At 59.3% G+C, this 24,656-nt stretch carries 26 protein-coding genes; 16 read left to right on the top strand and 10 right to left on the bottom strand.

Annotation, left to right across the window (positions count from 1 at the left end):
- Nucleotides 1-112 precede the first annotated feature (112 nt).
- Nucleotides 113-622: a DUF2478 domain-containing protein gene (locus EV660_RS14220; protein ID WP_071481849.1), complete on the top strand. Its 510-nt coding sequence runs from the start codon at nt 113-115 to the stop codon at nt 620-622.
- Complete coding sequence (mog, locus tag EV660_RS14215; protein WP_071479474.1) at nt 612-1,148, top strand: molybdopterin adenylyltransferase; 537 nt, start codon at nt 612-614, stop codon at nt 1,146-1,148. The genes EV660_RS14220 and mog overlap by 11 nt, the downstream gene beginning before the upstream one ends.
- On the opposite strand, the gene EV660_RS14210 is transcribed toward mog, so the two are convergent.
- Together EV660_RS14210 and EV660_RS14205 are read right to left on the bottom strand one after the other, a co-directional pair.
- Nucleotides 1,145-1,819: an NnrU family protein gene (locus EV660_RS14210; protein WP_071479475.1), complete on the bottom strand. Its 675-nt coding sequence runs from the start codon at nt 1,817-1,819 to the stop codon at nt 1,145-1,147. The genes mog and EV660_RS14210 overlap by 4 nt on opposite strands.
- Entirely contained in the window at nt 1,816-3,024 is a 1,209-nt protein-coding gene (locus EV660_RS14205) for an NnrS family protein (RefSeq protein ID WP_071479476.1), read from the bottom strand. Before EV660_RS14205 ends, EV660_RS14210 begins: the two co-directional genes overlap by 4 nt.
- An 89-nt stretch (nt 3,025-3,113) precedes the next feature.
- Between EV660_RS14205 and EV660_RS14200 the strand changes: the two genes are divergently transcribed.
- Entirely contained in the window at nt 3,114-3,527 is a 414-nt protein-coding gene (locus EV660_RS14200; RefSeq protein ID WP_071481850.1) for an RrF2 family transcriptional regulator, read from the top strand.
- Between the two features lie 163 nt (nt 3,528-3,690).
- On the opposite strand, the gene EV660_RS14195 is transcribed toward EV660_RS14200, so the two are convergent.
- On the bottom strand, nt 3,691-5,007 hold the full coding sequence (locus EV660_RS14195; protein WP_071479477.1) for a mechanosensitive ion channel family protein: 1,317 nt from the start codon (nt 5,005-5,007) through the stop codon (nt 3,691-3,693).
- Between the two features lie 43 nt (nt 5,008-5,050).
- Entirely contained in the window at nt 5,051-5,848 is a 798-nt protein-coding gene (locus tag EV660_RS14190; RefSeq protein ID WP_071479478.1) for a potassium channel family protein, read from the bottom strand.
- 305 nt (nt 5,849-6,153) lie between these two features.
- Between EV660_RS14190 and EV660_RS14185 the strand changes: the two genes are divergently transcribed.
- Complete coding sequence (locus tag EV660_RS14185; protein WP_134047592.1) at nt 6,154-7,833, top strand: BCCT family transporter; 1,680 nt, start codon at nt 6,154-6,156, stop codon at nt 7,831-7,833.
- Nucleotides 7,834-8,104: 271 nt separating this feature from the next.
- On the opposite strand, the gene EV660_RS14180 is transcribed toward EV660_RS14185, so the two are convergent.
- The 5 genes from EV660_RS14180 to EV660_RS14160 form a co-directional block, all read right to left on the bottom strand.
- A complete protein-coding gene (locus tag EV660_RS14180) occupies nt 8,105-8,938 on the bottom strand; it encodes a DUF481 domain-containing protein (protein WP_071479479.1) in 834 nt (277 codons plus the stop codon).
- A gap of 286 nt (nt 8,939-9,224) precedes the next feature.
- Nucleotides 9,225-10,106, bottom strand: a complete 882-nt coding sequence (locus EV660_RS14175) for a LysR family transcriptional regulator (RefSeq protein WP_071479480.1) — start codon at nt 10,104-10,106, stop codon at nt 9,225-9,227.
- A gap of 74 nt (nt 10,107-10,180) precedes the next feature.
- On the bottom strand, nt 10,181-10,579 hold the full coding sequence (locus tag EV660_RS14170) for a hypothetical protein (RefSeq protein WP_134014035.1): 399 nt from the start codon (nt 10,577-10,579) through the stop codon (nt 10,181-10,183).
- Nucleotides 10,580-10,892: 313 nt separating this feature from the next.
- Nucleotides 10,893-11,192 carry a DUF4387 family protein gene (locus EV660_RS14165; RefSeq protein ID WP_071479482.1) on the bottom strand — a complete coding sequence of 100 codons (300 nt, stop codon included), beginning with the start codon at nt 11,190-11,192 and terminating at the stop codon, nt 10,893-10,895.
- The gene (locus EV660_RS14160; protein WP_071479483.1) at nt 11,176-12,549 is read right to left on the bottom strand and encodes an acyclic terpene utilization AtuA family protein; all 1,374 of its coding nucleotides are present in this window, start codon (nt 12,547-12,549) and stop codon (nt 11,176-11,178) included. Before EV660_RS14160 ends, EV660_RS14165 begins: the two co-directional genes overlap by 17 nt.
- A 167-nt stretch (nt 12,550-12,716) precedes the next feature.
- Between EV660_RS14160 and EV660_RS14155 the strand changes: the two genes are divergently transcribed.
- From EV660_RS14155 to EV660_RS14135, 5 genes are all read left to right on the top strand, one after another.
- Nucleotides 12,717-13,667 (top strand): tripartite tricarboxylate transporter substrate-binding protein, encoded by a 951-nt coding sequence (locus EV660_RS14155; RefSeq protein ID WP_071479484.1) that lies wholly within the window; start codon nt 12,717-12,719, stop codon nt 13,665-13,667.
- A 58-nt stretch (nt 13,668-13,725) separates the two neighbouring features.
- Nucleotides 13,726-14,199, top strand: coding sequence for a tripartite tricarboxylate transporter TctB family protein (locus tag EV660_RS14150; RefSeq protein WP_071479485.1), 474 nt, complete (start codon nt 13,726-13,728; stop codon nt 14,197-14,199).
- A gap of 27 nt (nt 14,200-14,226) precedes the next feature.
- Nucleotides 14,227-15,771, top strand: coding sequence for a tripartite tricarboxylate transporter permease (locus tag EV660_RS14145; RefSeq protein WP_071479486.1), 1,545 nt, complete (start codon nt 14,227-14,229; stop codon nt 15,769-15,771).
- 34 nt (nt 15,772-15,805) lie between these two features.
- Entirely contained in the window at nt 15,806-16,846 is a 1,041-nt protein-coding gene (locus EV660_RS14140) for an AbrB family transcriptional regulator (protein ID WP_071479487.1), read from the top strand.
- 576 nt (nt 16,847-17,422) lie between these two features.
- A complete protein-coding gene (locus tag EV660_RS14135) occupies nt 17,423-18,523 on the top strand; it encodes a site-2 protease family protein (protein ID WP_071479488.1) in 1,101 nt (366 codons plus the stop codon).
- Nucleotides 18,524-18,710: 187 nt separating this feature from the next.
- On the opposite strand, the gene EV660_RS14130 is transcribed toward EV660_RS14135, so the two are convergent.
- Nucleotides 18,711-18,929 carry a hypothetical protein gene (locus EV660_RS14130; protein WP_134014037.1) on the bottom strand — a complete coding sequence of 73 codons (219 nt, stop codon included), beginning with the start codon at nt 18,927-18,929 and terminating at the stop codon, nt 18,711-18,713.
- A gap of 403 nt (nt 18,930-19,332) precedes the next feature.
- Here EV660_RS14130 and EV660_RS14125 point away from each other — a divergent pair, with 403 nt between their 5' ends.
- From EV660_RS14125 to EV660_RS14095, 7 genes are all read left to right on the top strand, one after another.
- On the top strand, nt 19,333-19,659 hold the full coding sequence (locus EV660_RS14125; protein ID WP_134014039.1) for a hypothetical protein: 327 nt from the start codon (nt 19,333-19,335) through the stop codon (nt 19,657-19,659).
- The gene (locus EV660_RS14120) at nt 19,650-20,222 is read left to right on the top strand and encodes a head-tail connector protein (RefSeq protein ID WP_134014041.1); all 573 of its coding nucleotides are present in this window, start codon (nt 19,650-19,652) and stop codon (nt 20,220-20,222) included. Before EV660_RS14125 ends, EV660_RS14120 begins: the two co-directional genes overlap by 10 nt.
- Nucleotides 20,219-20,428 (top strand): hypothetical protein, encoded by a 210-nt coding sequence (locus tag EV660_RS14115; RefSeq protein ID WP_071479492.1) that lies wholly within the window; start codon nt 20,219-20,221, stop codon nt 20,426-20,428. The genes EV660_RS14120 and EV660_RS14115 overlap by 4 nt, the downstream gene beginning before the upstream one ends.
- A 426-nt stretch (nt 20,429-20,854) precedes the next feature.
- A complete protein-coding gene (locus EV660_RS14110) occupies nt 20,855-22,495 on the top strand; it encodes a terminase large subunit domain-containing protein (RefSeq protein ID WP_100319039.1) in 1,641 nt (546 codons plus the stop codon).
- Entirely contained in the window at nt 22,486-22,827 is a 342-nt protein-coding gene (locus EV660_RS14105; RefSeq protein ID WP_071479493.1) for an HNH endonuclease, read from the top strand. The genes EV660_RS14110 and EV660_RS14105 overlap by 10 nt, the downstream gene beginning before the upstream one ends.
- 5 nt (nt 22,828-22,832) lie before the next feature.
- The gene (locus EV660_RS14100; protein ID WP_071479494.1) at nt 22,833-24,098 is read left to right on the top strand and encodes a phage major capsid protein; all 1,266 of its coding nucleotides are present in this window, start codon (nt 22,833-22,835) and stop codon (nt 24,096-24,098) included.
- Nucleotides 24,098-24,655: an HK97 family phage prohead protease gene (locus tag EV660_RS14095; protein ID WP_071479495.1), complete on the top strand. Its 558-nt coding sequence runs from the start codon at nt 24,098-24,100 to the stop codon at nt 24,653-24,655. The genes EV660_RS14100 and EV660_RS14095 overlap by 1 nt, the downstream gene beginning before the upstream one ends.
- The last annotated feature ends 1 nt before the right edge of the window (nt 24,656 follow it).

The following is a 24,656-nucleotide window of genomic DNA, read 5'->3' as shown; positions in this document are numbered from 1 at the left end:
GTTATTTTGATAAGTTGTTAGACGAAAATTCAATTTTATTGACTTATATCAACTCTTGTGAGGCGTTGATGGCTTATAAATGGATGAATATGCTGGACAAAGGACGCGCGCGATGAATTTGGGATATATTAGCCTGCCGGGACGGGGCGCGAATGATCTGTTTCTGGCGCAGGTGGTTGCGCATTTGCAGGGCCGTTTGTGGATGTGTGGCACTGTACAGACCAACACCATCCGCGCAGACCGGCACAAATGCGACATGGACCTGAAGCTTCTGTCCTCGGGTCAGGTGTTGCGCATCAGCGAGGATCGTGGGGCAATGGCGCGCGGATGCACGCTTGATACCAGTGTCCTAGCGCAAGCTGTTGTCGCAACCGAAGCTGCGCTGTCGGGCGCAGATATCCTGATCGTCAATAAATTTGGCAAAACCGAAGCCGAGGGCGGTGGCTTTGCGCCGGTGATCGGAGAAGCGATCTGTCTGGGCCTGCCGGTTCTGGTGGGGGTGAATGGCCTGAACCTGCCTGCATTCGAAGGGTTTGCCGACGGGCTGGCAACCGCGCTGCCAGCCGATATTCCCACCGTCACCGACTGGTGCCTGCGTGCAGGGCTGCGCCATGCCGCCTGAAGCTGCGCAGATTGCCGTCCTGACAGTGTCGGATCGTGCGGCCCGCGGTGAATATGCTGATCTGGGTGGCCCCGCTGCTGAAGAGTGGCTGCGCGCCACCATCATCTCACCCGTGACCGTTATTCGTCAGATCGTCCCGGATGGGCGCGAAGCCGTGGCGGATGCGCTGCGCGCGCTGGCTGATGGCGGTGCAGATATTGTGCTGGTTACTGGCGGGACTGGACCTGCACCCCGCGACCGCACCCCCGAGGCCCTTGCGGATGTGATTGATTTCGATCTGCCGGGCTTTGGCGAGGAGATGCGCCGCGGCTCTCTCGCCGAGGTGCCGACCGCTATTCTGTCGCGCCAAAGCGCGGGGGTACGGGGTCGCACGCTTTTCATCACGCTGCCGGGAAAGCCTGCTGCGATTGCGACCTGCCTCAACGCGGTTTTCGCGGCGGTACCTTATTGTCTGGACCTGATTGGCGCAGCCAGCATCGAAACAGACTCCGCGCGCTGCAAGGCTTTTCGACCGAAAGCGGGTTAAGGCAAAAAGCGCGGCCAGATTGTCACGCCTGACAACCATTCATGCGCCGCAATCAGGGCAAGCAGACTGAACAGGCCCAGCGCAAGTCGCAGCATGGCGTTGGGCGGCAAATTTGGTGTTGCGCGCCGGGCATGCAGGCGCAGTGCCTCCCACTCAGCACGCCCCAATTCGCGCTGCTTGCGGCGGTCGATCAGGCGCATTCCAAGCAGGGCAAAGACCGCGAAACCTGCAAACATCAGCGCATGGGCCAGATCCCCATTTACGATCAGATGTACGCTCGCCCAAAGCCCCAATGCGACCAGCACCGGGTGTCGGATGCGCCCGACCACCTCGGGGTGGTCCGGGTCAAACCGCGCATTGCCCGCGCCACCAAAGGAAAACGGGTTCGGTCGACCTAGTGTCAAAGCCAGCACCACCACTGCCGCCAGCATCCCCGCCAGAACGATCCAATGTGCCTGTGCAGATGTGGTCCAAAGCATAATATGGGGCGCGCGGGCGGCCGCGACAAACAGCCATGCAAGCACAGCTAACGACAACAGCGAATAGGCCAGCGCAAACCCTGCCCGCCCCAGCCTTGCGACCAGCCAAGGCTTTACCGGCGGGCGCACGGGCACGGCATGGGTCAGCAAGAACAGCGCCCAGGCAGCAAGGTATGCACCCCAGCCGCTCATGCAGGGCGCGCGCTGCTGACAGCTTTGGGCGCGCGCTTTGGCCGGGTGAGGATTGGCCAGTAGAGGGTCGAAAACCCACCGAATGCCACCATCCACAAGGCTGCGGACAGATGTAGCAACCAGATCTCGCCCGGCCAGACGCCGGCCGCAAGGCGCGCGACTGTCGCCCCGATCAGCGAGAGGTACAGCAATGTAACCGGACGGCTTGCAGTCAGGGGCAGCCCTGCATGCCCAAGGCTGGCGCGGGTCATGACGGCCAGTGTCATCAGCCCGATTGCGCCTGCTAGCCAGACATGGCGCGCCCCTGAATGCGGCAACAGGTCAAGTGCTGCGGCACCGACAGTCAGAAAGCCAAGGGACAAAAGCACATAGGCAGCATGCAGCACCCAGACCAAAGGCTCACCCCCGGTCTGATGACCTTGCCAGCGCGACAGGCGCCACAGGTTGCCCAGACCGGCAGCAATGCAAAAAGCGGCCGTCAGTGTTGAGTATGGCAAGGCCACAAAGGCCAGAAGGGCCGCCCCTGTTAGGCCCAGCACCAGCGTATCGCCAAGCGTAAAGGTCGTTGGCAGTCGGTCTGCTTGCCGCTTGGCCAGAAAGTTGCGGGTAAAGCTGGGAATGATCCGCCCCCCGATCAGCGCGATCAGCATCAGCGTCGCTGCCAGCCCGATCCGCAGCCCATATCCGTCCTGTGCCGGACCCTGTGCGGCCTCAATATGGAAAACTGCATTGCCCAAGGCGAAAATCGATATCAATGCCAGGACAGGCAGGTTGCGCCAGTTGCGCCCTGTCACAATCTCTCGCGCCAGAAAGGTGATCAGGGACAGCGGTAAGGCCAGATCTGCAACAGCGACCAGAATTGTTGGCCAGTTCGCGCCCACCATGGTCGCTATACGCCCCAGCCCCCAAAGCCCGATAAGCCCCGCAAGCGGCCAGCCCATAACAGGCAAGCGGCCTGTCCAGTTTGGCACGGCGGTCAGCAGAAACCCGGTAAAGACCGCCGAGAGGTAGCCAAAAACAAAGGCGTGGACGTGCCAATCCATTGGATCGAAGGCAATCGGCAAGGGGTGCGCACCCGCCAGCAGCACCAGCCAATAGGCCATCGCGAACGCAGCCCAGATACCCGATACCAGAAAGAAGGGCCGGAAGCCGTAACTGAGCACGGCAGGGCCGGTCCATTTTCGGCGTGGCGTGGCGGTAGTCATCGAAATTGTCCTTCTCCGAGGGTGCGGCTTGACCGTAGTGAAGTGAATAGGTATTGTAAATGCCAATTCAATCAAAGCAGTCGGAAATCATGCGCCTTACATCTTTCACCGATTTCGGGTTTCGCGCGTTGATGCGCATGGCGGGCGCGCCAGGGCGCAGTTTCTCTACCAGCGAACTGGCGGATGAATTCGAGATTTCACGCCATCACCTGAGCAAGATCATCCAGCAACTTGCCGCTGCCGGAATTATCGAGACCCGGCGCGGCGGCGGTGGGGGTGCGCAACTTGCGCTGGATCCGTCAGATGTCACGCTGGGCCAGATCGTGCGCGTGCTGGAAGCAGGGCAGGCGCTGGTGCAGTGTTTCGACCCGTCAGATCGCCGCTGTACCCTTTTGCCGGGGTGCCGATTGCGCGCTGAACTGTCGGCGGCAGAAGCGGCGTTCCTGTTGCGGCTTGACCAGAGCACGCTTGCAGATATTGCGTGGCGACCAAAACCAGAGTGACTGGCAGCTATGCTTTCGCAGCGCCGGATGTATAGCCGCGCTCACGAAGCCCTCGCACCCAATCCGGCAAGCGCTAGCACCACACCCCCGGTCGCACGGCAAAACTTGCGTGCAATCCGCATGGGGTAAAAACCGCCCTATGCGACCAAGCGTTGCGGGGAACTTAGGCTTGCCGCTCCTCTGTAACATCTGGTGCCTTCTCCAGCATCCGGACCTCGCGTTGCGGGAAGGGGATGGAGATGCCGTTATCCTTGAACGCATCCCAAAGCGCCAGATAGATGCCGCCGCGAATGCTGGCCAGCCCTTCATGCGCGTCGCGAATCCAGACGCGCAAGACATAGTCGATGGAGCTGTCGCCAAACGCGGTAATGTGGCAGGCGACAGCGCGGTTGGCCAGAACGCGGGGCACGGTCTTGGCGGCGTCAACTGCAACGCGCCGCACCAGATGCGGATCATCATTGTAGGAGGTGCCGAAATTCAGGTCGATCCGTACAAAATCGTCCGAATGTGACCAATTAACCACCTGCCCGGTGACCAGATCTTCGTTCGGGATCAGGAATTCGCGCCCATCGCGGGTCACAACAGAGACATAGCGCGCCCCCAATTCACCGATCCAGCCGAAAGTGTCGCCAAGGCTGATCACATCTCCGGGTTTCACGCTTTTATCCAGCAGAATGATGATACCCGAGACAAGGTTCGACACCACTTTTTGCAGGCCAAAGCCGATGCCGACACCAATTGCCCCGGACAGCACTGCAAGCCCGGTCAGATCAAACCCGACCGCTCGCAGCCCGATGACAAAGGCGCTGCCGAAGAAGACCACTTGCAAAGCCTTTGTCGCCAGCACGCGCATTGATGGCGAAATATCCTCGCTGCGCGAAATCCGGTCGATCAGGATGCGCAGTATCAGGCGTGCGCCCAGAAACAGAACACCAGTGACCACCACTGCTTTCAGGACTGACAGGGCCGAGATGCGAAAGTCGTCAAATGTGACGGCGATGCTGTCCAGAAATACTGTCGCACCGTCCAGAAACCCCAGATAAAGCAGACCAATATAGATCCATGCACCCCAGGTCACCATCCGCCGCAACGGGCGGTTGCGGATCAGTTGTGCACCGAAACTGACCGCCATCCACGCTGTGGCGATTGTGGCGGCGATGCCCAGCACATAGCTGCGAGAGGGCCATGTGACCTCGCGCATGATCCAGACTGTTGCCCAGATAAGCGCAACGAAAAACAGCCCGCGCAGACGTTGGATCACAATGACCGACAGGCGCAGCCGCCATCGGGGCCAGCCGTCGCGGCGGCGCACCCAATCTTCCAGCCTGCGGCCTACCACAATGCGCAGCACATGTGCGACGGCCAGCAGGGCGAGGATGATCCCGATCTGATAGATCCGCCACGGGCTGGTCATCGAGCGTAGAAATAGCTCAACCTCGCGCCACAAGCTCAGGCCGGCGTCGATCAGGTCACCTTCCATCTAGATCATTCTCCACTGGTCGTTTCGGGTGTTTTCGCAGATGTCAGCCTCCTTCGGTTTCAATTCTCATCTCGGCCCCGCAATGCTTGCAGTGAATGGCATCGGGGTCATGCAGGAGCAATCCGCAACTCTTGCATTTTTGCCTCACTTTCGGGGGCTGAAAGACCGATTGCAACAGATGCAGGAAAAGCCCGACACCAACGATGAGGATGGCGATTGACAGCCACCGCCCGGAAGCCCCCACAAGTACGATATCGCCAAATCCGGTCGTTGTCAGTGCTGCCATGGTGAAATAAAGCGCATCCAGCCATGTGCTGATATCGGGATTGATGCCTTTTTGCAGTGCATGGACCGTGCCCGAGACAATGAAGATGAACACACCCAGATTAACGCTTCGTTGAATGACCTCTTCATTGCGGCGGAAAAACCGGCTGTCCTGACGTAGTTCCTGCAACACACGGTAAGACCGCGCCACGCGCAAGGCGCGCAGCACGCGCAGAAACGCAAAATCCCCAAAGATCACCGGAGCAATCAGGCTGAGAATGACAATCATATCCGCCCAGTGAAAAGGGTTGCGCGTCAGGAAGCTGCGTGTGTTTTTTGAGATCAGCCAGCGCGCGGACAGATCCGCGATCAGGATCACGGCCAAAAACAGATCCAGAACCATGAAGCTGGTTGGCAGATCGAACACGCTGCTAGCCACATAGCTGCCGATGATCATCAGATCAAACAGCAGCAGGCCCAGCCGAAACCGCAACCCGGCTTTTGACCGCCCGTGATAAAGGCGATCCAGCTGGGCGCGCAGTCGTTCGCGGCGGGTTTCAGGTCGTTTGCGGGACACGTGGTTCTCCCTCGGAGCCAGTATGTATTAGCTGAACTCATCAAACGCAGCGCATGGAGTTAAAATTCTCATGTCTGGTTCTGGCCAGTCATCACAAGCCTTTACATCATGCGAAAATGATTGATAGCGTTAACTTCTCAGGCAAGATATCGACACTCTATTCAATGAAACGCGTGACACAATCTTGAGTAAAGCAAAATTGGCAGGGTGCGGACTGCATGCGGTTCGCGGTCTGCCCCGAACACCGCTTTTTTACCCCTTCACAATCTTAAACCGCGCTATCTGCGCGCAACATAAGGTGAACCATGAGTAATCCTGACGACGACAAACCCCTCGACGAGATCGAGACCGAAGAGGCCCCAGAGGTCGAGCCGATCCCGGAACCTGAGGGTGAGACGGAGATCATCGAGACCGAGTATGATATCGGACAGGATAATTTCAGCGGCGCCGTCTCGATGGAACTGGATATCCATAAGGTGGTGTTTTCAGTCTCGGCCATCGGGGTCATGTTGTTCGTCTTTCTGACGCTGGCCTTTCAGAACGAAGTAGAGCCTATGTTCATCGGCTTGCGCGATTGGCTGACCAGCAATCTGGACTGGTTTTTTCTCGCATCTGGCAATATTTTCGTGCTTGTCTGTCTTGGGCTTGTCGTTTCGCCTTTGGGCAAAGTGCGGCTGGGCGGGCCAGAGGCCACGCCGGATTTCGGCTATATCGGCTGGTTCTCGATGCTGTTCGCTGCCGGGATGGGCATCGGGCTGATGTTCTTTGGCGTATCCGAGCCGATGTCGCACTACTCGACCGCTTTTGGCGGCATTTCGGTCGGTGAAGACGGTCTGCGCACAGACTGGGCGCCGCTTGGCGGGGCGGAAGGCAATGTCGATGAAGCCCGTCGTCTGGGCATGGCCGCCACGATCTTCCATTGGGGCCTGCACCCCTGGGCGATCTATGCTGTGGTCGCACTAGCGCTGGCGCTGTTCAGTTATAACAAGGGCTTGCCGCTGACGCTGCGCTCTGCCTTCTACCCGATCTTTGGCGAGCGCGTCTGGGGTTGGCCTGGGCATATCATCGATATTCTGGCCGTGTTTGCGACCGTCTTTGGTCTTGCAACCTCGCTCGGGATCGGGGCGCAGCAGGCGGCAGCGGGCTTGAACTTCCTGTTCGGACTGGGCACGGGCAATTCGATGCTGATCCTCTTGATCATCGTGATCACGCTGATTGCCATCGTCTCTATCATCCGGGGCCTTGAGGGCGGCGTGAAGGTGCTATCCGAGGTCAATATGGGGTTGGCCGCGTTGCTGCTGGCTTTCATTGTCCTTGCAGGGCCGACGTTGGCCATTCTGACCGGCTTCTTCGACAATCTGCTGGCCTATGGCCGCTACCTGCCGGAACTGTCGATGCCTTTCGGGCGTGAAGACAGCAATTTTGCGGGGGGCTGGACGGCCTTCTACTGGGCATGGTGGATCAGCTGGTCGCCTTTCGTCGGCATGTTCATCGCCCGCGTCAGCCGGGGCCGGACCGTGCGCGAATTCCTGATTGCCGTGCTGATCGTGCCCACACTGCTGTCGGTGCTGTGGATGACCGCGATGGGTGGCACGGCGATCAGCCAGGTGGTGAATGACGGCTATACAGCCGTGCAGGATGCAGCGCTGGAGCTGAAACTGTTCCAGATGCTGACGCAACTGCCGCTGACTGCGATCACATCCTTCATCGGGATCATTCTTGTCGTGGTGTTCTTCATCACCTCGTCGGATTCCGGCTCGCTGGTAATCGACACGATTGCGGCGGGTGGCAAGACCAATGCGCCGGTGATCCAGCGCGTGTTCTGGGCCAGTTTTGAGGGCGCGGTTGCCATCGCACTTCTGCTAGGCGGTGGTCTGGCAGCACTTCAGGCGATGGCGGTGTCAACGGGGCTGCCCTTCACGCTGGTGCTCCTAGGGGCCTGTTACGCGGTCATTCGCGGGCTGATGAACGAGCCGCGCGACTGACCAGGCGAGACCTGAGCTTAATCAAAGGGGCATGTGATCGGTGCCCCTTTTTCCATGGACTATGATGTGGCACCATTTTGCGCCCCGCAGATCTATATCCAATGGAGCGGTATCGCTGTGATTAAAAGGCTTGAACAGACTGTTTCGGCAAGAAATCGTGGGGGGGGGAGGCTGGCACTTGCGCATTATGCTTCAAGTTGTTCTCGCTTATGCCAAAAAAAAGGGGTGCACAGATGCGCACCCAAGTTAAGCTTCTTCCAAGAGCGTCAGATCAGCGGAAACCGTAGACCAACGATACCCCAAGGACGTGGTCGGTCTTCTTGCCGGTATTGGCGCTGTTGTAGTTTGTCCGTACGCTGAAGCGGGTCGACAGCCCCTCCAGTTGGCCAATGCTGACGCCGAAGTCATTCTCAGCGATCGTTCCGATTTTCGAGCGCAGGACGTCAGTGTTGTTGGTCACAAAGATCCCGTCCGAGACACGGTAATAGGCGCGTGACGACACGATGCCGCCCAATTCATTGGTGCTCTTGCGGGCATCGTGGTCGTGGTTGTACCGCCAGCCAGGTCCAGCCTGCACACGCCATGCGGCGTCTTCGGTGTTGATGATCCGGTAGCCGGGGCCAAAGCCGACAAAGGCATCCGTGGTGCGGTTTTCAGGCATCCTGTCGGATTCGACCCGTCCCAAACCGAAGACATAGAAGTCATCGGCAACATAGTAATTTGCGTCATACACGGCAAATCCGTCGGCTTTGGTGCGTTCACCATTGGCACGGCCCAGTTCAAGACCCAGACCTAGGCTGTGGTTCCACTGCCCGACATTGTAGTTGAAGCGACCTGCAAGGCTCATGTCGCGTGCATCCGAGTTGCCGCGATTGGCAGAAAAGCTCATCGCCAGACTGCCGGTCCAGCCGGGAGCGAATTGCTGGTTGCCAAAGCGTGCGCTGTCTTCTGCGCGGGCCTGATCATCGCGTACGCGATCCTCGATATCTGTGATCCGGTCATCCAGTGCCTGTACGCCGACCAATTGCGCCTGCGCGTCAGCAGAAGTTGTGCCGATTGCGAGGGCCAGAACCGACGCGGCAGCGGAGGTCATCAGTTTGTTCATGGCGTTCTCCTTGTAATCCCATGAATGGAGGCCGGTTTGGGTGCGTCATGCCTCTTGCATCCGCGGTCCACCGACCTGGGCCATTGGGCCTGACAGGGAGATAGAAGCCCGATCGACATAAGGGAAATTCAGAATAATTGACGATAAAACGACAATTTTTCATGATAAAACAGCAGATGGTCGGTGGAAATGCGTTTGGCAGCTAGGGCTGCGTAAAGCCATGAAATAAAACAGAAAAAACCCGGCCATTGGCCGGGTTTTCAAGATGCTTTGCTGTAATTTCGGGTCAGATGCCGTCGGTCACAACTGCAATCTCTTCGCTGATGGTTTCGGCAGTTTCCGAGAGTGTCTTTTTTGCAACGCTTGCGAGGTGTGGATCGATATCCTCGCGCCAGACAACCCAGACCGGATAGGTAAAATGCGGGGCATCCGCGACCAGATTGAGGCGCCCCTCTTCAATGTAGCGCGCCGCGAATCGACCTGGCAGATAGCCGGCAAGCCCGCGCCGGATCAGATAGCCCGTGGCCAGAACCCCGATAGCGAAGGTCATGCCATTGGTGATGACATGGCTCATCTCGTCCTGATGAAACCGCATGAAGTTTTCGCCCCAGTCCACATAGGCGTAGTGGCCATCAAGCTGGTCCATGGTCGGATTGTCCCACGGGGCGACCAGCACAAGTTCATCCTCGATAACAGACTCCATGACAAAGCCTGGGCGCATATTCGGTTCATAGGTCAGCACGGCCTGCAATAAGCCGTCACTCAGCGAGCGCGTCAACCGGTCGGGCATTCCAAGCTCGGCGCGCAGACTAAGGTCCGGCATCTCGGCGCGCAGTGCATCGAGCCAGCGATAGCCAAGCCGTGGCCAGAGCGAAGCCTGCGCGCCGATGGCAAAGCTCTCGCTAAAGCCTTCGGGAATGGCGACCTGTTGTCGTGCATCGTTCCACGTGCGCAGAATACTGAGTGCATAGGGTTCAAACTGCGCCCCGGCTGGCGTCAGGCTCGCGCCTGCCTTGGACCGCTCGAAAAGTTGCTTTCCGATTTGTTGTTCCAGACGCTGTACGCGCAGACTTACAGCAGATTGCGTCACAAACAGCCGATCTGCTGCGGCCAGAAAGGATCCGGTCTGCGCAACTTCCATAAATGTACGGATAAGGGTCAAGTCCACAATAAAAAACCTACTTTTAGCTGGATGGAACAAAACACTCAGCGGGTGCCGATCGCAGCGCTGTTCTGTGTCTGCTATCGTTGAGGCAAGACACCGCGCCCGGAAATCATGCCAAGCTCAGTTGCTTTGCCAAGGATCGCAGCTATGGTTTTTTGCACCGCGTGCGGGTTCTGTCCGTCAATTTTGGCTTTTGTCAGATAAAGCGTTTCATCTACGGTCCCGATCTGGTTGCGCAGCCAGTCATCCTGCGCTGCATCTGCCCCAACGGCACCTATATTTACAATTGCGACACGGCCACGAAAGTTACCAAGCCGTGGAATGCGCTGCATGGCCTCAGCGACTTTTGTGGCGTGGCCTCTCGGCAAGGGAATTAGCAAAGTGGGACCAGAATAAGCACCGTCAATGAGATAGCCCAGTTTTTCATGAGAACCGGCAGTGTCCGGGCGTAACAGCGGGCGAAGGGCTTTTTGCATCACGTTTCTCCAAATTGGCATACGCAATCTAGTCACTTCATGGCATTGAGAAAAACGAATAATAATTGTGGTTCAGATGAGTATTGCTTACCTTAATCGTGCATTGCAGGGCCGCTGTGCAGATGGTGCTGGGTAGTTGCATTGCATGGCGCTGCCTTTCGGCTGCGGCCCAGATCAAATCCTGGTCGTTCGATCATCACAGGCACGCATCGCTTTCGCTGATAGCGCGAGTTGCGGCCAGCAGCTCCGGAATTGGTTTTCCGCGCCAGTTAAGATGACGCAGTATAGGGAATTGCAGGCGCTTCGGCGTGCCTCAGATGTCTATTTCTTCCAGCAGGGTCGCAAATTGCGCGCCGTGCATGTCACGGTCGAAGCGGCTGCCTTGAACGACGGATCGCGGCATCGAGAATTTCACGACATTCAGGTCCGGAATGTCAAACCTGCGCAGCAATTGCGGTTCAAGCCCGAACAATCTGGCAATTTCCTTGTCCTTCAGTGCCGGCGCAACACGTGCGTAGGCTTCGTCCGAACCGCAGAAAATATCTAACGTCACCTGGAACGGGCCTGCATTCTTGGCGGCGACCTTGCGGACCAGATCACGTAACATGGGCATGGGCGCCAACCTCGCTGATTTCAAGGCGAAACGCCTCAAGGGGCGTTGTCAATGCCATCACATGGTTGAGGGCAAACTCATAGATCGCGCCCCGGCTGGTCTGTGCGGGCGAAAAGGGGAACGCGAATGTGGGCAGCGGTTCATCCTCGGTCAGTGGCATATGAAGCAGGAATGGGTTGGCAAGCCGCCCTATTTCATCCGCCATATCCTGACTCTCGGCGGTGATCAGGCACATTGCGCCCACTTCGGCGGGCTGGCTGTTGCGGTTTTCCAGCGGTCCCATCGTCGCATTGACCCCGATCAGGCGCATCTCGATGGTGAAATCCGCTGGCGCAAGCCCGATTTGTGCGACCACACGCTCTGACAGCACCGACACCAGCTTGTCGGCCCAGTCTTGTGCATGCGCGACGTAATGGGCCTCTCTTAGAAGGGCGAGTAGCATGGTCTGGTAACCCGCCAGCCGCGCACCTTCCAGCTTTACTGTATAAGGGCCGGGTATCCATTCGGACCCTTCGACGCGCACGCGGCGCGCGTCCAGCGCGCTGTAGCGTGCATGGCTGACATCCAGGTGTCCGCCGGGTTCATACAGACGAAACGGGTCACTGTTCTCATATAGCATATGTGCCGACACGGAATGCGGGGTGCATGCGGCAGCGGGGGCCATCGGTTCAACCTCAAAGCCGGTCTTGTCGAAGGTGACCCGGATCACGCCGGAACCGGGATGGGTGGAACACAGCGCGCCACATTCAGCGATTTTAGCACCATGCCAGCACGCACCGGGGTGCTCGCCCCGTGAAAGGGGCAGCGCGGCGATGATTGCAGTATCGGTTGTGCGTCCGGCAATGATGATATCGGCGCCAGTCTCTAACGCGGCCTGTATCTGTTCAGCACCCGCCAGCGCTACGATGTTTGACATGTCGCGCAGGCTGTCGGCATCTAATTCAGGTGCAGGGGAAAGCGGGCTGATCTGGCCCGATGCCAGTTTCGAGATGACAAACTCAGCACTCTGGCCGGAGTAAAGCCGCGCGATACGAAGGCTTTGTCCCAATTCCTCGGCCAGTTCACAGGTAATGTCATACATCCAGTCAACTGTACTGTCTGTGCCGCTGGTGCCAGCCGTTCCGATGATAAGCGGAACACCGAGCTGCGCCCGCGCCTGCATCAGCGCACGCCATTCCGCCTTGCACACGGCCCGGGAATATTTCGACACGCCCGTGCCAAGGGAATGCGGCCCGCTATCGGTAGAGCCGCCGTCGATCGCTATGACATCGCAGCCCCTGGCAATGCCAAGATTCAGTGCTTCTTGCGAAAAGCCCAGCCCCAAGACGCCCGAAGGCACAAGAACGGTGGTTGTCATCTTCTCTCCCTTACAGCGCATCGATACCAGCAAAATGCTACTTTCAGCAAGGGCTTGACAGCTTCAGGCACGGGGGCGACACTTCCGGTGCCATCACGCTGGCCTGATGGGAGGATTGTGGTCAGGCGCGTGTGAGCACAGAAATAAAATTTGCGGGAGGAACCGAAATGAGCTTCAAGGCAACAACAGCTGCATGTGTCGCAGCCGCACTGGCGTTGGGAATGGGAACAACGGTAGCGGCGAGTGATTATCCCAGTAGCACGATTAACTGGGTTATTCCATTTGGCGCGGGTGGCGGTTCAGACCGGTTGTCGCGGGTGTTCGCCGCCGAGGCGGAACGTCATTTCGGGGGCGCGTCGCTGAATGTCGAAAACCATCCCGGTGCCGGTGCGGTAACCGGCTGGATGCATGTTCTGAACCAGCCAGCAGATGGCTACACCGTCTTCAACGCCACGCCGACCCCCATCATTACCTTGCTGAGCGAAGAGGATGCGCCTGTTGACCCCGGCGAGATTGATATTCTGGGCTATCTGGCGGCGTTCGCTTCCGTGCTGGTGGTGCGGGAAGATGAGTTCCCGGACTGGGACAGCTTTATTTCGGCACTGAATGAGCGTGCCGTGACCATTGGTGGCACAAATGCGCTCCTGCTGGGTGCGGCCAATGCGATTGATCAGGCCGGGGCCGAGGCGATCTATGTGCCTTACGGCAGCACGGGCGAATCCGTTACAGATTTCCTTGGCGGGCATATCGATGTCGCAGCGGTGACGGAATCGACTGCCCTGACCATCGTGCCGGAAAATGGAATTGCGTTGATGAACACCTCCAGCATCCCTTTGCCGGACAGCGTGAATGAGGCGCTGGGCAACCCGCCCATGATTACGGATCTGGGCTATTCCGGGCTTGCCTTCCCGCGTTGGGTCGGAATGCACCCTGATACACCCGAAGAGATCAAGGCACGCTTTGCCGAAATGTTCGAGGCCGCTGCGACTGACCCCGAAATTGAAGCTGTCTTCGAAGCGGCGGGCGAGCCGATCATCTTCCTTGACCGGGAAGCTGCGGCCGCCGATTACGAGGCAATGGTCAACACGATGCGCAACGCAATCGGCCTGTTGCAGTAACCCTTGGCCGGGCAGTGGCGAAATGCCACTGCCCATACCGTTGGAACAGGGGGCATGAATGAGCAACTGGTGGCGCAGCAATCAGGCGATTGGCCTGTATCTTCTGCTGATAATCGGAGCATTGTTCACTTACATCTTGTGGCAGCCCTGGGCGCACCGGGTCATGCGAGACGGGTTTTTGCTGGGCATGATGCCAATGATGGGCGTAGGGCTAATGCTTCTATGCGCTGCAGCGATGATCATGGACCCCTTGCGAAAGGAACAACCTGAAAACCTGCAAGATGCGCGAACCAGCGACGCCTGGCTGCCGATTGTCATGCTTGCAGGTATCGGGTTATGCTTCTGGGCCATGTCCCGGCTGGGTTTTCTTCTGGCGTCACCGCCGTTTCTGCTGGCTTTCATGCTCTGGTTCGGGCTGCGCCCTGTGCGACTGGCAATCATTCTTGCGATTGTCGTGCCGGTTGTCGTGTTTGCCTTTTTCACTTTGCTGGGCGTTCGCCTTCCGCAGGGCATTCTGGCGGGAATTTTCTGAACTTCACTCAAAAGCGAGGCGCTGCGAATGCAGATTGATGCCTTTTATGACGCGCTAGCGCTGGTATTCACGTTCAACACACTGTTCTGGTTGGTGATTGGTGTTTTCCTTGGGGTGGGGCTTGGGGCCATTCCGGGGCTGACGGCCTCTACCGGGATTGCGCTGATGCTGCCGCTCAGCTTCACGCTGGATATTACCGGCGCATTGGGGCTGCTGATCGGGCTATACAAGGGGGCGGTGTTCGGTGGGTCGATCTCGGCCATCAGCTTTGCGACGCCCGGTGCCCCGGATAGCGCGGCCACTGTCTATGACGGCTACAAGCTGACCAAACAGGGCAAGGGGCGCAAGGCGATCCTGACCGCGCTCTATTCCTCGGTCACGGCAGACACGGCCAGCGATATTGTTGTGATCCTTGTTGCGCCGTCGATCGCGTTGATGGCGCTGCAATTTGGCCCCACGGAACGGTTATGGCTGATGGTTGTGGCGATCACGCTTCTGGGCACGCTATCTGGCCGCCATCTGGCGAAGGGGATGCTCAGTGCCGGGATCGGGTTGTTTCTGGGCACGATCGGCGCGGACCCGGTAAGCAATGTTGCCCGCAACACCTTTGGGCAAAGCTGGTTGCGTGACGGAATTCACCTTGTGCCGCTGGTGATTGGCATTTTCGCAATGAGCCAGATGCTGGATCAGGGGCTGGAGTTGCTGCGCAAAACACGCGGCGGAAAAAAGGTCGAGCAATCGGCCAAGGATTTATTCGGGGCCAAGTCCGAGGGGCTGACCTTCCGCGAGTACCTGTCATGCTGGCGTGAAATGGGCATCGGGATCGGTGTTGGCACATTTGTCGGCGCGCTGCCCGGACTTGGGGCGACGGTTGCGTCCTTCATGTCTTACGGTATTGCCAAACAAGCCTTTCCCGAAAAGAAGATCGGCGAGGGGTCGATACACGGCATCGCGGCCGCCGAAGCTGGCAACAACGCCACTGTCGGGCCGACGCTGGTGCCGCTTCTGGCCTTCGGCATCCCCGGAAGTGCGACCGCCGCGCTGATCGGGGCAGCGCTGATCTTGCAGGGAATTACACCTTCGCCGCGCATGTTCTCGCTTCATGCGGATGTGATCTATGCGCTGTTTATCATCCTGATCCTTGGCAACCTGTTCAACCTTGGGATCGGGCGCGCGTTTTCATTCCTCTATGCGCGGCTTGGGCAGGTTCCGGGCGAAGTGCTGGTGCCAATCATCATGATTATGGCGGTGATCGGCGCCTTTGCAGCGCGGGGTGACCCGGCGGATGTGTATATGATGCTGGGCCTTGGGTTTCTTGGCTTTCTTATGCGCCGTGTTGGCATACCAGAGGCGCCTTTGGTGATTACCTTCCTGATTGCGCCGTTGCTGGAAGAAAACCTGCGCCGCGCGCTTCTGATCAACCGTGGCGATTGGGGCGGCGCGCTGTTCGGCTCTGCCCTTGGGATCGGGCTTGCAGGTTTTGCTGTGCTTGTTCTTCTGATCACGTTCAAGATGAATGTCGGAAGCAAGCTTGCCAAGATCGGCCATGCTGATGACAAAAAGGAAGGCTGAGCTGTCGCACCTGCAAGGCACGGCTTGATAACACATGCTGACTAGGGCGCGAATACGGACAGTGGGGATTGCGGCGCTCGGGGTCGCAGTCTTTTCGGTGCTGGGCCTGCCCTTGCCTTTCTTGCTTGGCCCCTTGGCAGCCTGTCTACTGGCTGCATTGGCCGGAATGGGTTTGCAGGACACAGGCACGCTTGGGGTCGGAATGCGCGCGATCCTTGGCGTGGCTGTCGGCGCGTCCATCACACCAGAGTTGTTGGGACGTGTGCCCGACATGGCGTTGTCAGTCGCGCTGGTGCCATTGTTCGTACTTGTGATCGGGACAACAGGATATGTCTTTTTCCGCAAATACTGCGGCTATGACCCGGCCACCGCGTATTATTGCGCCATGCCCGGTGGGTTTCAGGACATGGTTCTGTTCGGTCAGGAAGCGGGTGCCAATGTGCGCACATTGGCGTTGATCCATGCAACCCGCGTGGCAATCATCGTCTCTGTGGCACCGTTTCTGATTACCGGGCTTTGGGGGGTGCCCCTGACCAATGCGCCCGGTGCGCCTGTGTCTGAAATGGCTTGGGATCAACTTGCCCTGATGGTTTTTGCGGGCCTTGTCGGCTGGCGCATTGCAAAGCGGGTGGGGATGTTCGGGGCGTCCATTCTGGGGCCATTGATCCTTGCAGGTATCCTTTCGATGACGGGGCTTCTGACTGTGCGACCGCCAGCCGAGGCGATCATCGCCGCGCAGTTCTTCATCGGGCTGGGCATCGGCGCGCAATATGTAGGCGTGACATGGTTGGAGTTACGCCGCGATGTTCTGGCAGGCGCAAAGTTCATGGTTGTTCTGGCCGCACTTACCTTGGTATTCGCGGAAGCCGTTGCCAAGACTGGGCTGGCCCCCTCGCTAGAGGCGTTTTTGGCTTTCGCCCCCGGAGGGCAGGCCGAAATGGTCGTTCTGACCCTTGTGGCGGGCGCTGATCTTGCATTTGTTGTCACCCATCATCTGGCGCGGATTGTTCTTGTGATCCTCGGTGCACCACTGATTGCCCATCTGATGCGTAAGCATGATGGGCATGACAAATGACATCTCGCGGCCCAAGGCCCTGACCACCCGATGCCTGGTTCAGCCAGTGTGCGCGACAAGATCGGTCAGGATAGAAAGTTTCACGCAAGGGGATCAGGTTTGTCGCCACTAAACTCCGGTGAGCGAGTGTTCGCCATCTGACGAATGGTTACCGCGCCAAATGCGATGTTTTCGCGAGAGGCGGCTATAGGGACGAAGCGGACATAGCGAGGCCGGGTGCAAAGCCGCGCAGCGCAGGGCCGCGGTGCGGCGATCCACCGCTTAATCTGTAGCACTTTATGCCAGCCCAATCCGTACAAGATCAGATATTTGCGCAGGTGGCAGCCAAATCGCCGTGCCGTGGGGGCGGCCCGGCGATGCGCGCCGGCCTTCGGCCTTGATCCCGCGCTACTCAAAGACTGCAACGCCCTCCAAGCAGTGGTTTGGTATCTTGTGTCAGGCGGTAAACACTAGGTGTCGATAAGCGGAGGCGCTTACCATCACGGGACAAGAGTGAACCGAGACGTAAAGTCTTTTGCGGCCTGACCATTTGATCACTACTATAAAACCACCACGGCAAGCTGAAGGAGAACTGCGATGCAATGGACAGGCTGGTCGTTGAAGCTCGGGCGCTTTGCTGGAATTGACTTGTTCATGCATGCGACCTTTCCGCTGCTCTTTGTCTGGATCGGGCTGGTGTATTGGTTGCAAACGGGAACGATCTGGGGTGTCTTGTTCGGGCTGAGCTTTATCGCGGTCCTGTTTTTCTGCGTTGTGTTGCATGAATATGGACATGCATTAACGGCACGCCGCTACGGGATCGGCACGCGGTTCATTACGCTGCTTCCGATTGGCGGACTGGCCGCATTGGAGCGTATGCCCAAGGACCCGAGGCAAGAGATTGTGGTCGCGCTGATGGGGCCTGCCGTCAATATTGCAATCGCTTTTGTTCTGTTCGTGATCCTCGGATTGAGCGGCGGCGGCGCTGCCGAAGATTTCGAAATGGCTGCACCAGCCCTGATGCCCTCCAATTTTTTGCAAAGTGTTCTGTTTGCAAATATATTCCTGGCCGTGTTCAATATGATTCCGGCTTTTCCAATGGATGGCGGGCGGGTTCTGCGCGCAGCACTCAGCTTTCGCATGGGGCGGTTGCGGGCTACCCAAATGGCAGCGCGTATCGGGCAGGGCCTGGCGCTTTTGTTCGGGTTGGCCGGGCTTTTCGGTAACCCCTTTCTGGTTCTCATCGCGGTTTTCATCTGGATCGGGGCTATTGCCGAGGCTGGCGGCGCCGAGATTGAGATGCGGCTTCACCATAAACCTGTCTCGCGTGCGATGATCACCGATTTTCAAACCTTGAATCGCGGCGCGTTGCTCTCAAAGGCCGTTGATCTGACATTGGCAGGCACGTTGAAGGATTTCCCGGTTCTTGATGGCAACAGGGTTGTCGGCGTGGCCAGCCAGAAGGCAATCTTGCGGGGGCTGCGCGATTATGGCCTCGATGGCACGATAGATGCGATCATGAGCGACGCAGTAACGGCTGCACCTGATGCTGATCTGGCAGAGTTGATGGAGGCATTGCAACAGGACGAAGATGTGCAGGTGATCTGCATTCTGGAGAATGGCGATCTGGTCGGGCTAATCAATCTGGACAATATCTCTGAATATCTGCGCATCCAGGCGGCGCTAAGTGACCGCTAGTGATGTTCAATCATGTAGATGGGGCATATGAGTGCGCACCCTTGTGATTCGGAAGAAAACCCCGTCTTGTAACCACCTGTTATTACTTACGTAATTCGAGCCCCAATTTCAGGGTGTGTCAATTACATACCCAGTAGACCCATAAGTATGCACACGGTGGGGAAACCTGACCGGGTTCGCGTTCATGCTATTCGCGCTCGGTATCGTCCGAGACAGGCGCGTCAGCAGCAAGGGACGGGCGCGACGGGAGAAACACTTTCTTGGCCAGTTTCGCGATTGCCAGCACATCGAGGCCGCGAGCCGTTGTGCGGCCTTCATCACATTTGACAAGGGGGCGGCGAGACTGGCAGGCGCGGCCTATGCTCACGCCGGGGTCAAAACTGCGGTATGTTTCTTGAGCGTTCACGAATCGTGAAATCCGGATGAGTACGCTTGGGGTGACGTGTCCTTCGCGCAAGTCACCCCGGAAGGGCTCTTGCGATCCGTCCAGAGAGGACCGAACGCGCCCGCGCGCCCACATTCCGCAAGTCTGAGTGAATTTCATATTTGTTGTTATGGTTCGATGGCTTACGAGAATTTCAGAAAAAATCGAAATTAATGCTTGACACGGTGCGCAGCAAAAACCGCCGTTTTGCGCACTCATATGCCCCATCTACAACATTAGTAAGGTGGTGGCGATCCCGGGAGTTGCGGGGCAATCAAGCGAAATCAGTAGTGAAGCGGCGACAAGTTCCAACAGTGCCGAAAAGCAAAATCAACAACTTGCCGCGACCGCTTCCAACTTAAAACACCACGAAATCGCCTACCGCATGCAATGCGCGGCTGATCTGGCGCATGCGATCGCAGCAGCAGAACCAGAAGACGCGCGACCGCTTATGACAGCGGCCCTGATCGACCTTCACGCGGGCATGCCACCCTCTGAGGCGCTGGACAAGGACGCCGCGCAGGAATGGGCCAAGCGCGCAGGAGAGGCCGAGCTTGTAGCCATAGCCGAAGCCGTGGCGACAGAACTGCAAGGCCGAAATCTGCACCAGGACCACGGGCGCGGCCTGCTGCGCTGGCTGTTCCTGTCTATGCCGCTGGCCAACCGGCTGCGCTTCCTGAAATGGGGTCAGGAGAATTGCGCATGCGAATGACAATTCAGCGCCTGACCCGCCCCGCGCTTCCCCTCGATCTGGTCGCTACCCGCGATCACTTGCGCATCGTGGGCGACCATGACGATACAAGCCTGATCGAAATGACCGAGGCGGCGGCGCATGAGCTTGAAGAGGCCGCAGAGATTGCGCTGATCACTCAGACAATCCGCGTGACGGTGGAAGGCTGGCCAGACAGTGATCGCCTGCGCCTGCCCATTGGCCCGGTTCTGGGCGATAATCCGACATTCCAAGTGATGGCCGAGGGCGAGCTGATCGAGGCCGAGCTGATAGGCGGCACACGTCCTGTTCTGGTTCTGGGCGAGACTGTCACAGAGTATCTGCACCATGCCCGATTTGTGATCGAGTATGAGGCAGGCTTTGGCGCGACCCCAGAGGCATTGCCCCCCGACATCCGACACGCGATCCGCGATCAGGTAGCGGCCTTGTATGACTTCCGGGGCGCGAATGCCCATGAGGCCAAGACACCACAGGCGCGCGGCACGTCCAGCCAGTCCTACGCCATGCAGCGCGCTATAGGGCGCTATCGCGGGGTGAAGGCATGACAGGGCCAGAGCTTGAGCGCCTGCTTTACTACATGCCTGTCTGCGCCGAGAGGGCCGCGACAGCATGGCTGCGCAGCTTTGCCAAGGACATGGCACGGCGCGCGCATTGGCGACAGTTTAAGCCCACACGCAAGCAGATCGAGGTCATGCGCGGCATGGTCGATGATCTGTTTCAGCGAAGCACAGGGGAGTTGATCGAGAGATAAACGACCCGCGCTTGCGCGCGGGTCTCGGCAGATGTGGGCTTTCACGGGTTAGCTGGCGCATCTGCTTAAAGCGCAACCAAGGTAACGGGTCAGGCGCAAACTGACAAGCCGCAATGCTTGTCGGCGGGGTGTAAATCCCCATGGGCACGCTTTCCGCCTTTTGGCGGTCCTTCTCGGCCCAAAGACCCCACTGGCACCCGAAAGCCGGTGAACACACGAGAAGGCGGCACCGGGCATCGGGAAATGCAGGTGTGCACCAATGCGGGGGCCTCGTCTCAGGACCGACGGCAACATCGCGGCGGTCTGGGGCGGGCAGGCGGGGTTTTAGTCCCTGTCACAGTAACCCGCTTACAGACCGCCACAAGAGCCTGAACTCGGCCCGATGGGCACAAGACTTAGAAACGTTAGAGTAGTGAGATACGCGAGATGAAACACGATGAGCGACAGATCAGCATGTTTGCGGGGGCCCCATCTGGCGAATCCTTGAACCGTGGGGACCGGGGTGGGACTGTTCCTCTCTCATTCCTGCCCCGGATCACCGGAAAATCGCCCGGAATGCGGGCTTGCCAATTTCTGGCCCTGTTGCGGATTCCAGAGGGCAAAAAAGCCGGAAAACCGCTGAAATTGGCAAAATTCCAGAAATCGTTCGTCAAGGGCACCTTCCGGCCTGACGTGATGGTGGGCGTTCTATCCATTGGGCGCGGCAACGCCAAGACGGCGCTGGCCGCTGGTCTGGCGCTGGCCGAGCTGGTGGGCGCGCTGCAAGAAGCCCCGCAGCCCAAGCGCGAGATCATCTTTGCAGCGCGGAATCGCGATCAGGCACGGATCGCCTTCAACTTCCTTGTCGGATACCTCGAAGGCTTGCCAGAGGCCGATCAGGAGCTGTTCACGATCCGGCGCGGATCAAAGCTGGAAGTCGAATTTCAGGGCAATGGCGGCGGGCTGGCGCGCGTGATCGCAGCGGATGGGAAGTCGGTTCTGGGCGGTGCCCCCACCTTGGCGATCCTCGACGAACGGGCGGCATGGGAACGCGAGAAGGGCGACAGCTTGGAGAACGCGATCTTGTCCGGCCTTGGTAAACGTGACGGGCGCGCGCTGATCATTTCCACATCGGCCCCGGATGACGCCAACACATTCAGCCGCTGGCTGGACGAACCGCCCCCCGGAACTTTCATCCAGGAACACCGCCCCCCTATGGGCTTGCCTGCTGATGATCCTAATAGCCTTCTGATCGCCAACCCCGGCGCGATCGAGGGCATCGGCGCAACCCCTGACTGGCTGGTGGCACAGGCGCGGCGGGCAATCGCGCGCGGCGGTTCTGCCCTGTCCAGCTTCCGCAACCTGAACAGGAATGAGCGCGTCTCGACCGAAGACCGTTCTGTGCTGGTGACGGTTGACGAATGGATGGCGGCTGAAGTCGATCCCGATCAACTGCCCCCGCGCGATGGCCCTTGCGTTCTGGGTGTTGATCTGGGCGGATCGCGCAGCATGTCAGCCGCGGCTTTCTACTGGCCAGATACTGGACGGCTGGAAGCCCTTGGCACGTTCCCGGCCTTTCCTTCGTTGGCAGATCGCGGCGCGGCGGATGGCGTTTCAGATCGCTATGTCCAGATGAACGAACGCGGCGAACTGTCCGTGATGGGTGAAAACACGGTTCCCCCAGGGCGATGGCTGGCCGAGGTGGTGAAGCATCTGGACGGGCAAACCCCGGTTGCGATCGTGGGCGACCGATTCCGCCATGCGGAATTTGTCGAAGCCATGCAGGGCGCAGGGCTGGCCCGCGTTCCTTTCATCTGGCGCGGCTTTGGCTGGAAGGACAGCGCCGAAGACATCGAGCGTTTCCGCCGCGCCCTGTTTGACGGTGAAGTGAAGGTCGCGCCCTCGATGCTGCTGCGCTTCGCCTTCGCTGATGCAATCACGCTGGTTGATCCGGCAGGCAATCACAAGCTGGCGAAAGCCCGATCCCTTGGCCGGATCGATGCAGCGGCGGCGGCGGTGATCGCGATCGCCCAGGGCGCGCGCATGAAAGCCACACCCCAGAAGAAGGCGCGCGCGCTATGGACATGACCCGAGAATTTCAGCGCCATTCCAAGCGCGTCACGGCAACGCGGCGGTGGCAGGTTCTGCGCATGGCCGTGATCGAGCGTGACGGCTTCCGCTGCAAGAAATGCGGCGCGCGCGGGCGGCTGGAAGTCGATCACATCAAACCTGTTCGCACGGCCCCGGCCTTGGCCTTCGACCCCCAGAACCTGCAAGCCCTTTGCCCGTCCTGTCACACCAGCAAGACGCGCGTTGAGTGTGGCCACCCGCCACCCCTCAAGACCCCGGCCCGCGATGCATGGCAAGACGCCATTCGCGCGCTGGAAACTGACCAACCTTCACCAGCAACACAGGAGTAAATCACATGCTGGACTCAGTGAAAATTTCTCGGAGACAGTCCGAGATCAGGCAGCAACTGGCCGAACTGGCCGCGAAGCCGACCCCGACCGAAGACGAAACCCGATCGATGGACAGCCTCGATCTGGAATATCGGACCAATGAAACCCGCTACCGCGCGGCCCTGATCGCAGAAGACACCGAGCGCCGCGAGGCCGGGGCCGATCTGGAAACCCGTTCTGATCGCGAGTATTCCGAGCTGATGGCCCGCTTCGAGCTGCGCCAGGTCGCGCAAGCCCTCGACACTGGCCACAACCTCGACGGCGCAACCGCCGAGATTGTCACAGAGCTGCGCAACGCGGGCGGCTATCGCGGCATTCCGATCCCGTGGGCTGCGCTGGAAATGCGCAACACGGTTGCGGCTGGAACGCCTGACCCGATCAGCACGCGCCCGATCATCGATCGCCTGTTCCCTGACAGCATCGCGGCCCGCATGGGCGCGCAGATGATCCAGATCGATCACGGCGCGACCGAATGGCCGGTGACGACCGCAGGCGCAACCGTGGGCTGGCAGGCGACAGAGGCCGGAAATGTGGGCGGCCCGACCCCGTTCCAGACCGCAGACCGCCCCCTGAAACCCGATCACACCCTTGGCGTGCAGATGCGCCTGACCCGCAAGGCCATGAAGCAGACCGGCAGCGCCCTTGAACAGGCCGTGCGGCGCGACATGAATGCAGCCATGCAGGCAGAGCTTGATCGCGTCACCTTCCTTGGCACTGGCAGCGATGGGCAACCGCTGGGCGTGATCACTGGTCAATCGGCCTATGGAATCGCCTTGCAGGAAGTTGATGAACTGGCGACATGGGCCGCATTCCGCGCGGGCGTGACCGCATTCATGACCGCGAACGCGGCCAGCGGCCCCGCCTCGATCAATGCCATGATCCGGCCAGAGTTGTGGGACTTCCTCGACGGCGCAATCTGGGACGCTGGCAGCGGCCTGACCGAATGGGACCGCCTGTCAAAGCATCTGCCCAACGCCTACACCACAAGCAACGGGCTTGCGGCCCCGGCGGGCGATCCGCTGGCGACGACAGCGCTGTTGACCACCAGCACCGGCGGCATTGCCCCGGTATTCGTGGGACTTTATGGAGCGATTGACGCAATACGCGATCCCTACAGCGATGCACAGGCAGGCGGCTTGCGGATCACGGCGCTGGCGACCAAGGATGTGACAGTCGCGCGCCCTGCGCAACTGCGCGTCCTGTCCGGCCTGCAAATCGCGGCGGGCGGCTGATGCTTTGGGGCGCAGCATCTGGCGCGCTGGAGCTGCGCGCCGAATCCGGGGGCGTCCGACTTGTCGGGCGCTTCCCCTACAGCATCGAGGCCGAGCTTGCGCCAGGGCGATCAGAGCGGATCGAGGCGCGCGCATTCGCAGCCCGGATCGAGGCCGAGGCAGAGGATATTTATTTTCTGGCCGGTCACGACTTCGAAAAACCGCTTGCCAGTCGCAATGCAGGCACGCTGCTGATCCGCGACACTGGCGAGGCCGTCCAGATCGAGGCTGATCTGAATGACGGCACAAGCTGGGCGCGCGACTTTCTGGCCGCGCATCGGGCAGGGCTGATCAGGGGGCTTTCCCCCGGCTTCCGGGTTGCAGCCGGGGGCGAGAAGATCGAGCGGCGCGGCACTGGCCTGTTGCGATCGATCAGCCGCGCCGATCTGATCGAGTTCAGCGCCGTGACCCGGCCAGCCTATCCGGCGGCGCAGATCGAGGCGCGATCATGGCACCCGCTGCGCGACGATCAGGACCGGCGCGGCCTGCATCGCACATTCAACAGATGGAGGCCATGAC

The sequence above is a fragment of the Roseinatronobacter bogoriensis DSM 18756 genome (assembly GCF_004366635.1).
GTDB classification, from domain to species: domain Bacteria; phylum Pseudomonadota; class Alphaproteobacteria; order Rhodobacterales; family Rhodobacteraceae; genus Roseinatronobacter; species Roseinatronobacter bogoriensis.
The sequence above is the reverse complement of the archived record's forward strand: the minus strand, read 5'-3'. Positions and strand labels throughout refer to the sequence as shown.

What these genes read in the sequence shown, in the direction of transcription:
- EV660_RS14135 (WP_071479488.1), top strand. Translation starts at nt 17,423, where the DNA reads ATGCAATGGACAGGCTGGTCGTTGAAGCTCGGGCGCTTTGCTGGAATT.
- mog (WP_071479474.1), top strand. Translation starts at nt 612, where the DNA reads ATGCCGCCTGAAGCTGCGCAGATTGCCGTCCTGACAGTGTCGGATCGT.
- EV660_RS14115 (WP_071479492.1), top strand. Translation starts at nt 20,219, where the DNA reads ATGACAGGGCCAGAGCTTGAGCGCCTGCTTTACTACATGCCTGTCTGC.
- EV660_RS14095 (WP_071479495.1), top strand. Translation starts at nt 24,098, where the DNA reads ATGCTTTGGGGCGCAGCATCTGGCGCGCTGGAGCTGCGCGCCGAATCC.
- EV660_RS14110 (WP_100319039.1), top strand. Translation starts at nt 20,855, where the DNA reads ATGAAACACGATGAGCGACAGATCAGCATGTTTGCGGGGGCCCCATCT.
- EV660_RS14185 (WP_134047592.1), top strand. Translation starts at nt 6,154, where the DNA reads ATGAGTAATCCTGACGACGACAAACCCCTCGACGAGATCGAGACCGAA.
- EV660_RS14180 (WP_071479479.1), bottom strand. Translation starts at nt 8,938, where the DNA reads ATGAACAAACTGATGACCTCCGCTGCCGCGTCGGTTCTGGCCCTCGCA.
- EV660_RS14195 (WP_071479477.1), bottom strand. Translation starts at nt 5,007, where the DNA reads ATGGAAGGTGACCTGATCGACGCCGGCCTGAGCTTGTGGCGCGAGGTT.
- EV660_RS14100 (WP_071479494.1), top strand. Translation starts at nt 22,833, where the DNA reads ATGCTGGACTCAGTGAAAATTTCTCGGAGACAGTCCGAGATCAGGCAG.
- EV660_RS14140 (WP_071479487.1), top strand. Translation starts at nt 15,806, where the DNA reads ATGCTGACTAGGGCGCGAATACGGACAGTGGGGATTGCGGCGCTCGGG.
- EV660_RS14155 (WP_071479484.1), top strand. Translation starts at nt 12,717, where the DNA reads ATGAGCTTCAAGGCAACAACAGCTGCATGTGTCGCAGCCGCACTGGCG.
- EV660_RS14205 (WP_071479476.1), bottom strand. Translation starts at nt 3,024, where the DNA reads ATGACTACCGCCACGCCACGCCGAAAATGGACCGGCCCTGCCGTGCTC.
- EV660_RS14160 (WP_071479483.1), bottom strand. Translation starts at nt 12,549, where the DNA reads ATGACAACCACCGTTCTTGTGCCTTCGGGCGTCTTGGGGCTGGGCTTT.
- EV660_RS14165 (WP_071479482.1), bottom strand. Translation starts at nt 11,192, where the DNA reads ATGCCCATGTTACGTGATCTGGTCCGCAAGGTCGCCGCCAAGAATGCA.
- EV660_RS14125 (WP_134014039.1), top strand. Translation starts at nt 19,333, where the DNA reads ATGCAATGCGCGGCTGATCTGGCGCATGCGATCGCAGCAGCAGAACCA.
- EV660_RS14150 (WP_071479485.1), top strand. Translation starts at nt 13,726, where the DNA reads ATGAGCAACTGGTGGCGCAGCAATCAGGCGATTGGCCTGTATCTTCTG.
- EV660_RS14105 (WP_071479493.1), top strand. Translation starts at nt 22,486, where the DNA reads ATGGACATGACCCGAGAATTTCAGCGCCATTCCAAGCGCGTCACGGCA.
- EV660_RS14200 (WP_071481850.1), top strand. Translation starts at nt 3,114, where the DNA reads ATGCGCCTTACATCTTTCACCGATTTCGGGTTTCGCGCGTTGATGCGC.
- EV660_RS14120 (WP_134014041.1), top strand. Translation starts at nt 19,650, where the DNA reads ATGCGAATGACAATTCAGCGCCTGACCCGCCCCGCGCTTCCCCTCGAT.
- EV660_RS14145 (WP_071479486.1), top strand. Translation starts at nt 14,227, where the DNA reads ATGCAGATTGATGCCTTTTATGACGCGCTAGCGCTGGTATTCACGTTC.
- EV660_RS14210 (WP_071479475.1), bottom strand. Translation starts at nt 1,819, where the DNA reads ATGAGCGGCTGGGGTGCATACCTTGCTGCCTGGGCGCTGTTCTTGCTG.
- EV660_RS14220 (WP_071481849.1), top strand. Translation starts at nt 113, where the DNA reads ATGAATTTGGGATATATTAGCCTGCCGGGACGGGGCGCGAATGATCTG.
- EV660_RS14170 (WP_134014035.1), bottom strand. Translation starts at nt 10,579, where the DNA reads ATGCAAAAAGCCCTTCGCCCGCTGTTACGCCCGGACACTGCCGGTTCT.